12 protein-coding genes are annotated in these 14,132 nt (G+C 68.0%); 3 read left to right on the top strand and 9 right to left on the bottom strand.

The features are described 5' to 3' along the window. Positions 1-199: 199 nt before the first annotated feature. Complete coding sequence (locus ISN75_RS18400) at positions 200-2,383, top strand: glycosyltransferase family 39 protein (protein WP_343820467.1); 2,184 nt, start codon at positions 200-202, stop codon at positions 2,381-2,383. 18 nt (positions 2,384-2,401) lie between these two features. Here ISN75_RS18400 and ISN75_RS18395 read toward each other — a convergent pair whose 3' ends face one another. The 7 genes from ISN75_RS18395 to ISN75_RS18365 form a co-directional block, all read right to left on the bottom strand. After that, complete coding sequence (locus ISN75_RS18395; RefSeq protein ID WP_167257063.1) at positions 2,402-3,415, bottom strand: glycosyltransferase family 2 protein; 1,014 nt, start codon at positions 3,413-3,415, stop codon at positions 2,402-2,404. Beyond that, the gene (locus ISN75_RS18390) at positions 3,412-3,795 is read right to left on the bottom strand and encodes a GtrA family protein (RefSeq protein ID WP_167257062.1); all 384 of its coding nucleotides are present in this window, start codon (positions 3,793-3,795) and stop codon (positions 3,412-3,414) included. The genes ISN75_RS18395 and ISN75_RS18390 overlap by 4 nt, the downstream gene beginning before the upstream one ends. 87 nt (positions 3,796-3,882) lie before the next feature. Beyond that, a complete protein-coding gene (locus ISN75_RS18385) occupies positions 3,883-4,611 on the bottom strand; it encodes a class I SAM-dependent methyltransferase (protein WP_167257061.1) in 729 nt (242 codons plus the stop codon). Positions 4,612-4,844: 233 nt separating this feature from the next. Then, on the bottom strand, positions 4,845-5,786 hold the full coding sequence (locus ISN75_RS18380) for an electron transfer flavoprotein subunit alpha/FixB family protein (protein WP_167257060.1): 942 nt from the start codon (positions 5,784-5,786) through the stop codon (positions 4,845-4,847). Between the two features lie 21 nt (positions 5,787-5,807). Further along, the gene (locus tag ISN75_RS18375) at positions 5,808-6,554 is read right to left on the bottom strand and encodes an electron transfer flavoprotein subunit beta/FixA family protein (RefSeq protein WP_214570690.1); all 747 of its coding nucleotides are present in this window, start codon (positions 6,552-6,554) and stop codon (positions 5,808-5,810) included. 106 nt (positions 6,555-6,660) lie between these two features. After that, the gene (locus ISN75_RS18370) at positions 6,661-8,697 is read right to left on the bottom strand and encodes a glycosyltransferase (RefSeq protein ID WP_343820470.1); all 2,037 of its coding nucleotides are present in this window, start codon (positions 8,695-8,697) and stop codon (positions 6,661-6,663) included. 64 nt (positions 8,698-8,761) lie between these two features. Further along, the gene (locus tag ISN75_RS18365; protein ID WP_343820471.1) at positions 8,762-10,363 is read right to left on the bottom strand and encodes an electron transfer flavoprotein-ubiquinone oxidoreductase; all 1,602 of its coding nucleotides are present in this window, start codon (positions 10,361-10,363) and stop codon (positions 8,762-8,764) included. Between the two features lie 178 nt (positions 10,364-10,541). On the opposite strand from ISN75_RS18365, the gene ISN75_RS18360 reads away from it, so the two are divergent. Together ISN75_RS18360 and ISN75_RS18355 are read left to right on the top strand one after the other, a co-directional pair. Beyond that, a complete protein-coding gene (locus ISN75_RS18360; protein WP_343820473.1) occupies positions 10,542-11,951 on the top strand; it encodes an amidase in 1,410 nt (469 codons plus the stop codon). Beyond that, the gene (locus ISN75_RS18355) at positions 11,948-12,565 is read left to right on the top strand and encodes an alpha-ketoglutarate-dependent dioxygenase AlkB (protein ID WP_343820475.1); all 618 of its coding nucleotides are present in this window, start codon (positions 11,948-11,950) and stop codon (positions 12,563-12,565) included. Before ISN75_RS18360 ends, ISN75_RS18355 begins: the two co-directional genes overlap by 4 nt. Before the next feature lie 4 nt (positions 12,566-12,569). Here ISN75_RS18355 and ISN75_RS18350 read toward each other — a convergent pair whose 3' ends face one another. Both ISN75_RS18350 and ISN75_RS18345 read right to left on the bottom strand, forming a co-directional pair. Continuing rightward, a complete protein-coding gene (locus tag ISN75_RS18350) occupies positions 12,570-13,196 on the bottom strand; it encodes an ABC-type transport auxiliary lipoprotein family protein (protein WP_343820477.1) in 627 nt (208 codons plus the stop codon). Next, a complete protein-coding gene (locus ISN75_RS18345) occupies positions 13,193-14,131 on the bottom strand; it encodes an MlaD family protein (RefSeq protein ID WP_167257054.1) in 939 nt (312 codons plus the stop codon). Before ISN75_RS18345 ends, ISN75_RS18350 begins: the two co-directional genes overlap by 4 nt. Position 14,132: the final 1 nt, after the last annotated feature.

The raw sequence follows: 14,132 nt of genomic DNA, 5'->3' as shown, positions 1-14,132 counted from the left end.
ACCGGTCATTATACCGGCTGCCCTGGGATGAGAGTAGGAAAATTGCCCGGCGTGGCTGACCGTGCGGTAAATTAGAAGATTCCGGCGGCGCAGGGGCGGGATGGCTGCTTCCGTAGGGGATTCATCGGCAATCGGCGGAATTCGGCACGGCCCGCGGCTCGTTTCCGCGGCGCGGGCATTGAAGGCCAAGAGGAAATGCATGGATACAAGAATTGACGGTGGTCCCGGCGAAAACGCCGGAAACGCACCGCGCCTGTTGTGGATGGCCATGCTCGTGGCGTTTTTCCTGATGGCGATCCGCGTGGCGTCGATCAATTCGCCGGTGATGGGCAGCGACGAGTACGCGTATTTCCATGCCGCGAAATACGAGGCCTCGGGCGAGCAGCTGTTTGCGCTCGATCCTTACCTGCAGCGCGTGGACAACAAGGTCTATCCCTGGCTTTACCGCGCCTGGGCCACCGGTTCGGTACAGCATGCCGACACCGTGGGCCGCCTGTTCAACAGCCTGCTGTACTGCCTTGGCGGCTGGCTGCTGTTCGGCATCTTCCGCCGCTGCATGGACCGGCGTTCGGCGGTGCTGGCCGCCTTGCTGTATCTGGCCATGCCGTTTTCGTTCTATGCGACGACGTTGCTGCCGGAAGTGGAATTCCAGATTTCGATCTATCTGCTCGTGCTGGTTTGGCTGGCCGAGCGCGGCGCCAGTTCCTGGCGGCAGGTGGTGCTGGCGGCGCTGGTCAGCGCGACCGGTTACCTGATCAAGCCGCATGCGGCGGCGGCCATCCTGGCCAGCGCGGCGTATCTGGCGTGGAGCCGCGTGGGACTCGCCGCGGGCGGATCGGCGTTGAAGCGCGCGGGGCTGGGCCTGCTGCAGGCGGTGGGGTATCTGGCCTGCACGGTGCTCCTGATCAAGCTGCTGAGGCACGTGCTGGATCCGGCCGGGTCCTCGGCCATCGTCGCCTCGTTTTACCAGGCCTACCTCGACCAGCTGCGCGATCCGCATTACCTGCTGAAGAGCCTGGGTTCGATCGCCGGCTATGTGGGCGGACACGTGTGGGTGTGGCTGGTGTTCTTCGCGCCGGGCGTGGTGGCGTTGCTGGCGGATCTGCGCCATTGGCTGCCGCGGCGCCGCGCGTCCGCGCCGGTGGCGGCCGCGGACGAGGGCATCGACGAAGCGCGCCGCAAGCTCACGCTGTTCCTGTTCCTGCTGGCGGCGGCGATGCTCAGCATGGTGGCGCTGTTCACCGATGCCGCGGCCGCCGGTTCGGAATTCGAGCGCGGCCGCCTGCACGGGCGCTATCTCGAGGCGCTGCTGCCGTTCCTGCTGGCCTATGGCCTGTGGTGGACGGGGCGTGGCGCTCCGCGCTGGGTCGCGCTGCTGGGCTTCGCGGCGATGGTGAGCTTCGTGCTGTGGGGCCGCTTCTGGTTCCATCTCTACCCCTGGGACTACCCGGATCTGTTCGGCCTGTTCGACCGCAAGATCCCTTACTGGGGTTTCGACCACGTCGCGCGCTGGCCGCTGCGGCTGTCGCTGGCGCTGGCCCTGGTGTGCTGGGCGGCATTCGCGTTCACCCGGCGCAGGCGGCTGGCTTATGTGGTGTTCGTTGCCGGCGCGATGCTGGCCGCGCACGGCCAGATGTCCGCCTGGCTGAAGGCCGAGAACGAGCTGACCCGCCAGGTGCTGGCCGATGGCGCGGCGATCCGTGCCTTTCTTGGCGAGGAAGCGCCCGGCACCGGCCTGGTGGCCACCTATGAGCGTTTCGGCCAGGCCTCGTATCTGCTGGCGGCGCTGGATACCCAGCAGCACGTGCTGGAACTGGCGCCCGGTACGGCGCTGGAGGCGCAGCACGTACCCAAGGGCGCACAGTGGATCGTGGCCCCGGCGAGCATGGACGTGCGGCTGCCGGAGGCATGGAAGATCGATCTCGGCACGCAGCGCCTGTATCTGCTGGAAGACGCGCGCGTACGCCCCGTCGCGCCGCAGAAGCCGGTGTGGGACGGCGTGCCGCTGTCGATCGACACCAGCAGCGCGGCCAATCCGTCGCGCTTCCGTGGCTTCCGTCCCGGCGAGGGCTGGGGGCGCTGGTCCACGGCGCAGCGCGCGAACATCGAATTGCCGGTGCTGGTATCGGGCCGGGTGCGCGTGGAGTTCTTCGGCTGGGCCGCGGACGCGGCGAAGATCCCGTCGATTACGGTCGGAGTGGGCACCGCGGCAGCCAAGGTGCCGATGAGCGCCGGCGGACAGGATCATCAGCTGGTGCTCGACGTGAGCACGCCCAGCGACAGCCTGTGGTTCGAAAGCACGCCGGTGAACGACGGCGGCGTGCCGCTCGGCGTGGCCGTGGCGCGCGTCCGCGTGACGGCGCTGCCGGCGCGCAGTAAGTGAGGGCGCCCCCGGGCGCCTTCAGTGCTGGCGTTCCCTGCTGCGCGTGCGCATCGGCGAACGCCGGTGGATGGCGCGGGACGGCAGGTGGGACACGTCGTAGTTCAGGAACGCCAGCAGCAACTGGAACCCGCACAGGATCGACAGCGCGGCGATGATGATCGTGCCTACCGGGGTGGCCACGTGCGCCGCGGCCGAGCGCATCCAGTGCACCAGCCCGAAAATCAGGCCGAACAGCAGGATCAGCGTGCCGAACACCAGTTCCAGCGATGCCACCGACATGTCGCGCAGGAAGTAGTTGTAGAAGATCCGCTTGATCGTATTGCGGATGTGCTTGGTCAGAAACTCGCTGAAAATGCGCGAAATCTTCAGGTTGCTGACTTCGTCGCCATACTTCGCGTCCATCGGCACGTCGACCACGGCGGCGCGGAAGGTGCCGAGGCGGAAGAGGATGTCCGTCTCGAAGAAATACCGCTCGCTGATGCGGTTGAACGGCAACCGGCGCGCGACGTCGGCATGGATGGCCGTATAGCCGTTGGTGGGATCGAACAGGTCCCAGTAACCGGTGGAAACCTTCGCCATCAGCGAAAGAACCGCATTGCCGAACACGCGAAGCCTGGGCATGTTGCCCAGGCTTTCCAGGTCGTAGAAGCGGTTGCCCTTGGTGTAGTCGGCTTCGCCGCGCAGGATGGGGTCCACGAAATCGTCGATCAGGGCCGGGTCCATCTGGCCATCGCCATCGATCTTGACGATGACGTCGGCACCGCCTTCGATGGCCGCCCGATAGCCGGTCATGACGGCGCCGCCGACGCCGCGGTTGACCTCGTGGAAGACCACGGTGACGCGCGGATCGGTGCAGTGTTCCTGCACATGCCTGCCCGAGCCGACCGGGCAGGCGTCGTCCACCACGTAGATCTGCTGGATGCGGGCGGGGACCGAGGCCACCACGTCGAGGACGAAGTCCTTGACCTTGTAGCTGGGAATGACCACCGCGATGACCGGCATGGCGATGGAAGGCGAGGCCGCTTCGTTCATTTGTAGATCCAATACTTCGAGGCGATGAAGCCGACGCCGGCCAGCGCGACGTCGGCGACGGGCTTGACCGCCCAGGCCATGTGCAGTCCATGGAGCCGGGTTGCCAGCATGACCGCGCCGGTGCTGAGCAGCGTGGTCAGCGTCCAGGTGACGAGGTACTTCATGGCGTGCTTGGTGCGCAGGGGGCGGGCCTCGTCACCGGCGAAGGTGAAGCGCCCATTCAGCCAGAAACCGAGCGAGGCGCCGACCACGCGGCCGGTGACGTTGGCCGGTCCCGTCACGACGCCGAGCTGGGTGAGGCCGATGAAGGTCAGCCAGTCGACGACGATCTGGATGATCCCGATGAAGCCGTAGCTGATCCCCTGTTTGACTATGCTCATACGCTCGCCGAAGACGGTGCCGGAACCTGCACAACGATCCAGTCTAGCGTGAAGCCCGGCATCCCGCAGGGGCGCAAGCGCCGCCGTTCAGCGCTTGCGGATGACGAAAACCTCGTTGAAGGCCGCGTCGATGCCCATGTCGCGGTTGCGGGTATGGAAGGTGTTCACGCTGATGCCGCCCACCCAGTCCGAGGCCAGCACTTCGAAATCGCTGCCGTAGTCCCAGGTGACCAGCGCCTTGCCGTCGCCCACCGGATTGCCGTGGTACTGCGCTTCGAGCAGGTGGTTCACCTGGCCCTGCGCGTCCAGCTCGGCGCGGCGCACCGACGTGGCCAGGCCGGCATGCTTGGGTGCGGTGAAGATGTGCGCGCCGCCGGGCTTCAGCACGCGATGGATGTCGCGCAGCGCCTGGGCCGGGTCGAATACGTGTTCCAGCACGTCCTGGGTGATGAAGATATCGAAGGTCCCGTCCGGGAAAGTGAGATGTTCGATGTCTTCGCAACGCACGCCGCGGAAGGTCTTGCCGTGCGGCTGGTCGGGGAAATATTGCGAATAGCTGTAGCCCTTGCAGGCCTTGGCGATCAGGTTGTTGGACGGCGAGGACTCATGAATGCTCAGCGAGCGCCACTCCGGATACAGCTCGCCCATGATCAGCATCAGATGCCGCTGGCGCGGAATGGAGCGGCAGTTGTCGCAAAGATATTCGTCGCGCAGCCACGGGCCATGCTCGACGAACCGCGTGTTCTTGCCGCAGCACGGGCAATAGCCGGGGTTCGAGGGAAGCTCGCGTTTTGCCTTGGCTTTAAAGAAATCCATTCCGGGCCTTTCTATGAAATGACGCGACGGCGACGCATCCACATGGTGTTGATGACTTGTCAAGGTCAGCAGGGCACCAATATCGCGCGATTCGCAAGGTATTTCGGGATAACACCACAAGGCCTGGTGGAGTTCAACCGGCGCCGCGGGAATACGCGGCTTTCTGATAAGGAAAATAAAAAGAGGTGGCCTTCGCCACCCCTCGAGGTCGAACGCGAGCTTGAAAAGATCGCTCAGAGCGCCTGTTCGATGTCCGGAATCAGCTTGAACAGATCGCCCACCAGGCCGATGTCGGCGATCTCGAAGATCGGCGCTTCGCCGTCCTTGTTGATCGCCACGATGGTGCCGGCGTCCTTGATGCCGGTCAGGTGCTGGATCGCGCCGGAAATGCCGAAGGCGAGGTACAGCTCCGGCGCGATGATCTTGCCGGTCTGGCCGACCTGCAGTTCGTTCGGCACGTAGCCTGCATCCACCGCGGCGCGCGAAGCGCCCACGGCGGCGCCGATCTTGTCGGCGAGCTTGAAGATGATCTCGAAGTTTTCCTTCGAGCCGACACCGCGGCCGCCGGAGACCACCTTGCTGGCGCTCTGCAGGTCGGGGCGGTCGCTCTTGCCCTGCTGGAGATTGACGAAGCGCGTATGCGTCGGCAGCGCGGCATCGACGCTGACGGCTTCCACCGGCGCGCTGTTCGCACCCGTGGCGGCAGCCGGCCAGGAGGCCGTGCGGATGGTGGCGACCACGGCGTGCGCCGGGTTCGCTTCCACCGTGACGATGGCGTTGCCCGCGTAGATCGGGCGCTTGAAGGTGTGCGCGCTTTCCACCGACATCACGTCGCTCACCTGCGCCACGCCGAGCAGGGCGGCGGCGCGCGGCGCCACGTCCTTGCCGAAGGTGGTGGAGGGAAAGAATACGTGGCTGTAGCCGGCGGCGGCCTTGGCCACCTGCGGCGCCAGCACGGCGGCCAGCGGATGCGCGTTCTCGGCGCGCGCGATGGTGAGCACCTTGCTCACGCCCTCGATGCGCGCGGCCTCGGCGGCGATGGCGTCGACGTTGTCGGCCAGCACCAGCACGTCGATCGCTTCGCCCTTGACGGCGGCGGCGGCGCTGACGGCGCGGGCGGTGGAGGGGTTCAGCTTGCCGTTGAGGTGTTCGGCGATAACCAGAATCTTGCTCATATAGATCTCCCGGCAACCTGCTTAGAGCAGGCCCTTCTGCTTGAGCGCGGCCACCAGTTCGGCGGCGTCCTTGACCATCACACCCTTGCTGCGCTTCGGCGGCGCGGCGTACTGCGTGGTCTTGAGCTGGTCGTGGGCTGCCACGCCGAGCGAGCCGAACTCGATGGTGTCGATCGGCTTGGACTTGGCCTTCATGATGTCCGGCAGCTTGATGAAGCGCGGCTCATTGAGGCGCAGGTCGGTGGTGATCACCGCCGGCAGCTGCGCTTCGATCGTCTCAAGGCCCGCGTCCACTTCGCGGGTAACCGTGGCCTTGCCGTCGGCGATCTCCACCTTGCTGGCGAAGGTGGCCTGCGGGCGGTCCCACAGCGCGGCCAGCATCTGGCCGGTCTGGTTGGCGTCGTCGTCGATCGCCTGCTTGCCCAGGATGACCAGCTCGGGCTGCTCCTTCTCGACCAGCTTGAGCAGGGTGCGCGCGGCGGTGAGCGGCTGCACTTCGTCGGCGGTGACCACGTGGATGGCACGGTTGGCGCCCATCGCCAGGCCATTGCGCAGGTGTGCGGTCAGGTCGGCCGGGCCGATGCCCACTACCACCACTTCGGTGGCGATGCCTTTCTCGCGCAGACGCAGGGCCTCTTCGAGGGCGATGTCGTCGAACGGGTTGGCCGACAGCTTGACGCCATCGGTCATCACGCCCGTGCCATCGGGCTTGACCTGGATGCGGACGTTGAAGTCCACCACACGCTTGTAGCCGACAAGAATCTTCATCTGCGGGTCCTTCATGGTGAGCCGCCCGCCAGGGCGGAAGCCTCCATTCTAACCATTTTCAAACACTTGTATGAAGGAGGCCGCGGCGCGGCCCGGCTGGGCGCGTTCAGTTCAATACGCGCTGCAAGGTGCGCGTGGCCGCTTCGACCGAGAAGTAATGGCGGATATTGTCCAGGCCCGCGGCGGAAAGCCGCGACCACAGCGCCGGGTCGTCGCGCAGCTGGCGATAGGCCGCGGCGAAGGCTTCGGCCTCGCCGGCCAGCAGCACGTTGTCGCGGTCGTGCAGGTGCATGCCCTCGACCGCGAGCGGCGTGGCGATCACCGGCAGCCCGTAGCTCATCGACATGTTGATCTTGCCCTTCACTCCGGCGCCGAAACGCAGCGGCGCCAGCGAGGCGAGGCAGGTTTCCATCCACGGATCGAGGTCGGCCACGCGGCCGTGCAACTGCAGGCCGTCCTGCGCCAGCTCGGCGCGCAGCGCATCCGAAATGTCGCCCAGGATGTGCACGACGACGTCCGGATCGACCTTGCGCAGCTCCGGCAGGATGGCGCCGGCGATCCAGCGCATCGCATCCACATTCGGCGGATGCCCGTGGCCGCCGACGAACAGCAGGCCGCGGCGCTCCGCATGCGGTTTGGTGCAGCCGTGGATCACGTGGATATTGGACACCAGCTCCACCCGCGCGGCCGGCGCCAGGCTGCGCAGCAGGGCCTGCTCGTCGGGACTGACCACGAAGGTCACGTCGCTGTCGGCGATCAGGGTCAGTTCGCTCTGCCGCGACAATTTGGCCTGGCGCAGCATCGAGGCCTGCCCGCTCAGTTCCGCCGCGCGCTGCTCGCGCACGAAATGCAGGTCGACCGTATCGAAGATCAGCTTCGCCTGCGGCGCATGCTGCCGCACGATATGCAGGTACTGCCCGGCCACGGTGTGGCGGCACAGCATCACCGCGCGCAGTTCCTTGCCGTGCTCGGCCAGCCAGCGCGGCAGGCCTTCGGCGGAGGACAACGCCAGGATCTCCACGCCGAAACGCCCCAGCCGGTGCATGTCCGCGCGCGAGGTGCGCGTGTCGTCCGGACAGAAGGTGACGCTCCAGCCGAGGCTGCGGAAGATCTCGAACATCTCCATCAGGCGCAGCGAACCCGAATCGCGCGAGGCATCGGGCGTGGTGCCGTCCACCACCAGCAGGCGGCCGCGCGCGCGCCAGTGCATGGCCTGGTCCAGCGCGGTCTGCCGCGACGGATGGCCGGCCAGCACGCCGCGCCACTTGGCCACGAACTTGTCCTGGTTGATGGTCTGGAAGCGCTTCATGCCGCTGCTCAGATCCGTGCCGGCGCTGATGCCCTCGCAATGGATCACCATGCTGGCGGGCTCGTAGTACACGCGCCAGCCGGCGGCGCGCACGGCGCAGGCCAGGTCGGTGTCGTCGTAATAGGCCGGCGAAAGCAGGGTGTCGAAGCAGCCGACGTATTCGAACAGCGTGCGGCGGATCATCAGCGCCGCGCCGGAGACGTAGTCCACCTCGCGCCGGAACTGCCAGGCCGGCGCATCGCGGCTCTCGAAGCGCCCCAGGTTCCAGCAACTGCCGTCGTCGAACACCAGCCCGCCCGCTTCCTGCAGCCGGCCGTCGGGATAGACCAGCTTGCTGCCGGCGATGCCGCAGTCGGAGCGTTCGGCGAAGCATTGCAGCAGCGCCTCCATCCAGCCGGAGGTGACCTGCGTGTCGTTATTGAGGAACAGCAGGAACTCGCCGCGCGCCGCCTGCGCACCGGCGTTGCAGCTGCCAATGAAGCCCAGGTTGCGTTCGTTGCGCAGCACGCGCAGGCCCGTTACGCCGGCCAGCACCGCCGCGCTGTCGTCGGGCGCGGCGTCGTCGACCACGATGATCTCGATCGGCGTGGCGCTGGCATGCAGCACGATCGAGCGCAGGCAGGCCAGCGTGTAGGGCAGCTTGCCGTAGGTGGGAATGACGATGGACACGCGCGGCGCCTCGGCGCGCGGTACCGCGAACGGCGCGAACGGCTCGTCCAGCGGCAGCAGCGACAGTGCTTCGTCTTCTTCGGGAATCCGGCGGAATTCCTGCAGCACGCGTTGCGCCGTCCCATGCCAGCCGCGCAGCGCCAGGCTGGCGCGCGCGCGCTGCAACAGGTAACCGAGGCGCTTGAACCGCCAGTAGAGCTTGGCTGCCAGCTGGATACCCTCGTTCCGCTCAGAGGTTCTGGTAGTTCGGGCCCGAACCGCCCTCGGGAGTGACCCAGTTGATGATCTGGTACGGGTCCTTGATGTCGCAGGTCTTGCAGTGCACGCAGTTGGCGGCGTTGATCTGCAGCCGCTTGCCGGCTTCGTCCTGCACGATCTCGTAGACGTTGGCGGGGCAGAAGCGCTGGCAGGGGTTGCCGTACTCCTCGGCGCACCTGGTCACGCAGATCGAGGTGTCGGCCACCTGCAGGTGCACGGGCTGGTCTTCGTCGTGCTCGGTGGCGGCGAAGTACACGCCGGCCAGGCGGTCGCGCGGCGGCAGTTCGCGCTGCACGTAGTCGCGCTTGGGTTCTTCCTGCTGGCCGAGCTTGTGCAGCGACGACCAGTCGGCCTTGTTCTTGAGCGTCCACGGCGAGGCGCCGCCGGTGACGGTTTCCCAGGCGGCGTTGAGCATGCCGAACCACAGGCCCTTCTTGAAGGCAGGCTTGATGTTGCGGACCTTCTTGAGTTCCGCCATCACGTCCGAGCCGCGCAGCTTCGCGTCGAAGCCGGCCGGGTTCAATGCGCTGGCCGCGAGATGTTCGGCGGCGAGCATGCCGCTGCGGATCGCCTGGTGCGTGCCCTTGATCTTCGGCACGTTGAGCAGGCCGGCGGTATCGCCGATCAGCAGGGCGCCGGGCATCTCCAGCTTCGGCAGCGACTGCCAGCCGCCGGTGACGATGGCGCGCGCGCCGGCCGACAGGATGCTGCCGCCTTCCAGCAGCGGCTTCATCGACGGGTGGTTCTTCCACTGCTGGAAGGCTTCCCACGGCTGGTAGTTCGGGTCGCTGTAGTCCAGGCCGCTGACGTAGCCCAGCGCCACGCGGTCCTTGTCCAGGTGATACAGGAAGCTGCCGCCGTAGGTGTGGCTGTCGGCCGGCCAGCCGAAGCTGTGCACGATCTTGCCGGGGGTGACGCGGCCGGGCGGCAGCTGCCACAGCTCCTTGATGCCGATGGAGTAGCCCTGCGGGTCGGCGTTTTTGTCCAGCTCGAAGCGCTTGATCAGCTGCTTGGTGAGGCTGCCGCGCGCGCCTTCGGCCAGCACGGTGACCTTGGCCTTGATGTCGATGCCCTGGGTGTAGCCAGGCTTGTGCGAGCCGTCCTTCGCCACGCCCATGTCGCCGATGCGCACGCCGGCGACGGCGCCATGTTCGTCGTAGATGTTGTCGGCGGCGGCAAAGCCTGGGAACACGTCCACGCCCAGCGCTTCGGCCTGTGGCGCCAGCCAGGCGCACATGGCGCCCAGCGAGACGATGAAGTTGCCCTTGTTGTGCATGCCTGGCGGGATCGGCAGGCTGCGGTGGCCGGTCTTGCTGAGCAGCCAGAACTCGTCTTCCACGGCCGGCACGCAGATCGGCGGCGGGTTGTCGCGCCAGCCGGGCAGCAGCGCATCCAGCGGCTGCGGTTCGATCACGGCGCCGGACAGGATCTGCGCGCCGATGGTCGAGGCCTTCTCGATCACGCACACGCTCACGTCGGGCTTGAGCTGCTTGAGCCGGATCGCGAACGACAGGCCGGCGGGGCCCGCGCCCACGACGACGACGTCGTATTCCATGATTTCGCGTTCGCTCATCGGTCGCTCCGGAAGGTTCTGGCTGGCTGGTGGTGTGCTGGCTATGGCGAGGTGGCTGGGGCCATCTCAGCGCGCCATTGTCCGGTTTCGTGCACTGTGCGGCAACGCATGGTGCAGCACCGCTTGCAAAGGCTTAACCCGCCACATCGATAATCGATCCCGCCACCAGGGAGAGTTCATGAATCAGTTGCCGCCGATCTCCGACCGTGACCAGCGTCGCGCCACGCTTTGCCAACTCCTGCACTGGCTGGCCGCCGGGCGGGTCCAGCCGGAGGGGCTGGCCGAGGTCTACCAGGAAGCGATCGAACGCTTGAACCCGCAGCTCAACGCCTTCGTGGGCTTGAGCCCCGGCCTGCTGCGCGAACAGGCGCGCGCCGCGCAGCATCGCCGCCGCGACGGTGTGCTGGGCAGGCTCGACGGCCTGCCGGTGGCGATCAAGGACAACTTCGACGTGGCCGGCTGGCCCACCCGCGCCGGCCTGCCGGGCCGCGCGCAGGCGGCGGAAGGCGACGCCCATGCGGTGGCGCGGCTGCGCGCTTCCGGCGCGGTGCTGCTGGGCAAGACCAATATGGACGAGGGCGCGCTGGGCGCGGCCACCGACAATCCGCACTACGGCCCCACCCACAACCCGCATCGCCATGGCTATACCGCCGGCGGCTCCTCCGGCGGCGCGGCCGCGGCGGTGGCTTCGGGCCTGGCGGTGGCGGCGATCGGTTCGGACAGCCTCGGCTCGATCCGCATCCCCGCCAGCTATTGCGGCGTATACGCGCTGAAGCCCACCCACGGCGAAATCTCCGCGCGCGGCCTGGTGCCCGCGGCGCGTCGCCTGGATGCGGTGGGCCTGCTGGCGCGCAGCGCCAACGACCTGACCGTGCTGCTACAGGTGCTGGCCGGCTACGACGCCGACGATGCGCGCTCGCGCCGCCGCCGCGTGGCCTTCGCGCCGCCGGACTGGGAGCCGGGCAACCTGCGCTGCGGCCTGCTGCCGGACCTCGCCGCGGTGGGCGTGGAGCCGGCGGTGATCGACGTGTTCGAAGACGCGCTGTCGCGCCTGCCGCGCGAACTGGGCGAACGCCGCGCGGTGGACTTCACCGACTGGGACTTCGCCCGCACCCGCCGCGCCGGCCTGTTCCTGATGGAAGCGGAGATGCTCAGCACCTTCGCCGCCGACCTGGAAGACCGCGCGCATCCGCCGTCGGAACGCTTCCGCCACATGCTTTCCTACGCCGCCACCAAGAGCGCGGCCGATTACGCCGTGGCCGACCGCGTGCTGGACGCGGCCACGCTGAAGATGCGCCGCCTGTTCGCCCAGGTCGACGTGCTGGTGCTGCCGACCACGCCGCAGGGCGCGTTCCCGCTGGGCGGCGCGGTGCCGGATTCGCAGGCCGACCTGACCAGCTTCGCCAGCCTCGCCGGCTGTCCGGCGGTGAGCATTCCGATGGGCACGCTGCCGGACGGCATGCCGGTGGGCATGCAGCTGGTCGGCGCGCGCGGCTCGGATCTGCGCCTGCTGGAGCTGGCCGAGGTGTGCGCGGCGACGCTCGATGCGGAACCGGTGTATCCGGCGGAGCCGCGTCCGCTCGCATGACCTTGTTTGCGCAGCCATGGCAGCCGATCCCGTTGCCGGGAGCGGAACTGCGCCTGCTGCCGCACTGGCTGGCGCAGGACGAAGCGGACAGCTTGCTGGAGGAACTGCGAGGTTCGATCGCCTGGGAGGTGCACCGCATCCGCATGTTCGGGCGCGAGGTGGATTCGCCGCGCCTGAGCTGCTGGGTCGGCGACCCTGACGCCACCTATGTTTATTCGCGCACCCGCTTCGAGCCTCACCCGTGGACCGAAGCACTGGCCTCGCTGCGCTGGCGCGTGCAGCAGGCCTGCGGCGCGCGCTTCAACAGCGTGCTGGCCAATCTCTACCGCGACGGGCGCGATGCGATGGGTTGGCATAGCGACGACGAGCCGGAGCTGGGGCCGCGGCCGGTGATCGCCTCGGTGAGCCTGGGCGCGGAGCGGCGCTTCTGCCTGCGCCCGCGCGCGAAAGATGCCAGCCCGCGCGACGTGCGCGGCCTGGAACTGCCACATGGCAGCCTGCTGTGCATGTCGGGCGAAACGCAGCGGAACTACCAGCACTCATTGCCGCGCACTTCGGCGGCAGTCGGCCCGCGCATCAACCTTACCTTCCGCTGGATCGACGCGCGCCGCTGAGCGGTCAGTCGCGCGCCGCCGCGCGCTGTTCCAGCGTCCAGCCCACCACCTGCGCCGCCAGCGCATCGCCGGCCTGGCCGAACGCCGCCACCACCTGCGGCACGCCGGTGCCGTTCACCGGCTGGGTGACCTCGAAGCGGCGCGCCGCGACGATCTTCAGCCCGCTGTTGCGCACCAGCCGCGCGTCGTAGCGCAGCACCACCACCGGCTGCTTGCCGCGGTACTCCGACTGGAACGCGGTGAGGTCGGCGCTGAGCACGTAGTCGGCCTGCAGGTTGGTGTCGTCGCTGCTCAGCGCGGCGATGCGGCCGTCGTTGCGGAAACCTTCGAGCAGGCGATTGCGCAGCAGCACGGGCACGCGGTCGCTCCAGCGCGCGCCCTTGTACACGCTGACCACGTCGCCTTCGGGCAGTACCGCGATGCGCGCGCTGTCGAGCATGCGCTCGGCCTGCGGCGTTTCCACCCGCAGCGACCAGTTCACCGCGCCGGCCTGGGCCGGCGGCAGCGGCGCGGCGGGCAGCCGGTAGACATCCGGCGATTCGGCTTTCGGCAGCACCGAGCAGGCGGCGATGGCGAGCAGGGCCGCCAGCAGCGGGGCGCGGCGGGCGGCGGTCGTCAGGGCACGCGTCATGGCACGAACTCCTTGCTGCGGTCGCGGCCGAGCAGGAAGCCGGCCGGGTTGTCGTCGAGCTTGCGGGTGATGCCGCGCAGAGAATTGGCGGCGTCGCGCAGTTCGCGCACCGCCGGGCCCAGTTCGCCCAGGCCTTGCATGCCGCCGTCGAGCGAGGCGCGGTTGTCGTTGAGCAGGCGATCGATCGCCGCGGTGGAACGCTCCAGCGAGGCCATCGCATTGCGCGCGCTTTCCAGCGTGGCGCGGCCCTGCTGGTCGACCAGGCCGTTGGCGCTGCGCGCCAGCTGCTCGGTCTGTTCCAGGGTGGCGGTGGCCTGCTTGCTGGCCAGGGCCAGCTGGCTGAGCAGGGCGCGGATATCGTCGCGCTGGTCGGCTACCGCGCCGGTGGCCTTGTCCAGGTGGTCGAGCGTGCGGCTGATGCGCGCCACGTTCTCGTCGGACATCAGCTGGCTGGCGCGCGAGACCACGTCGTTGATATTGGTCATCACGTCCTCGCCGTTGGACAGCAGTTTGCTGAGCGGCGAAGGGTCGGCCACGATCACCGGCAGGCCGCCGTCCGGCGCGGTGAGCGCGGGGCTGCCGGGCGAACCGCCGCTGAGCTGGATCACCGCCATGCCGGTGACGCCGGTGAGCGCGAGCTTGGCGCGGGTGTCCTGCTTGATCGGCGTGTCAGCGCCCAGGCGGATGCGCGCCAGCACGCGGCGCGGGTCCTTCGGGTCGAGCTTGAGCTGGTTGACGTCGCCGACCTTGATGCCGTTGTACTGCACGGCGCTGCCCTGCGAGAGGCCGCTGACCGCCTCGTTGAATACGATCTGGTATTCGGCGAACTGGCGGTCGGTGCTGGACTTGGCCAGCCACAGGCCGAACAGCAGGGCGGCCGCCACCACGATCACGGTGAACAGGCCGATCAATACGTGATGAGCGCGGGTTTCCATC

The organism is Dyella marensis (genome assembly GCF_049532885.1).
GTDB lineage: Bacteria > Pseudomonadota > Gammaproteobacteria > Xanthomonadales > Rhodanobacteraceae > Dyella_D > Dyella_D marensis.
The sequence above is the reverse complement of the archived record's forward strand: the minus strand, read 5'-3'. Positions and strand labels throughout refer to the sequence as shown.

Coding starts and splice junctions, on each gene's coding strand:
- ISN75_RS18400 (WP_343820467.1), top strand. CDS start 200: ATGGATACAAGAATTGACGGTGGTCCCGGCGAAAACGCCGGAAACGCA.
- ISN75_RS18395 (WP_167257063.1), bottom strand. CDS start 3,415: ATGAACGAAGCGGCCTCGCCTTCCATCGCCATGCCGGTCATCGCGGTG.
- ISN75_RS18390 (WP_167257062.1), bottom strand. CDS start 3,795: ATGAGCATAGTCAAACAGGGGATCAGCTACGGCTTCATCGGGATCATC.
- ISN75_RS18385 (WP_167257061.1), bottom strand. CDS start 4,611: ATGGATTTCTTTAAAGCCAAGGCAAAACGCGAGCTTCCCTCGAACCCC.
- ISN75_RS18380 (WP_167257060.1), bottom strand. CDS start 5,786: ATGAGCAAGATTCTGGTTATCGCCGAACACCTCAACGGCAAGCTGAAC.
- ISN75_RS18375 (WP_214570690.1), bottom strand. CDS start 6,554: ATGAAGATTCTTGTCGGCTACAAGCGTGTGGTGGACTTCAACGTCCGC.
- ISN75_RS18365 (WP_343820471.1), bottom strand. CDS start 10,363: ATGAGCGAACGCGAAATCATGGAATACGACGTCGTCGTCGTGGGCGCG.
- ISN75_RS18360 (WP_343820473.1), top strand. CDS start 10,542: ATGAATCAGTTGCCGCCGATCTCCGACCGTGACCAGCGTCGCGCCACG.
- ISN75_RS18355 (WP_343820475.1), top strand. CDS start 11,948: ATGACCTTGTTTGCGCAGCCATGGCAGCCGATCCCGTTGCCGGGAGCG.
- ISN75_RS18350 (WP_343820477.1), bottom strand. CDS start 13,196: ATGACGCGTGCCCTGACGACCGCCGCCCGCCGCGCCCCGCTGCTGGCG.
- ISN75_RS18345 (WP_167257054.1), bottom strand. CDS start 14,131: ATGGAAACCCGCGCTCATCACGTATTGATCGGCCTGTTCACCGTGATC.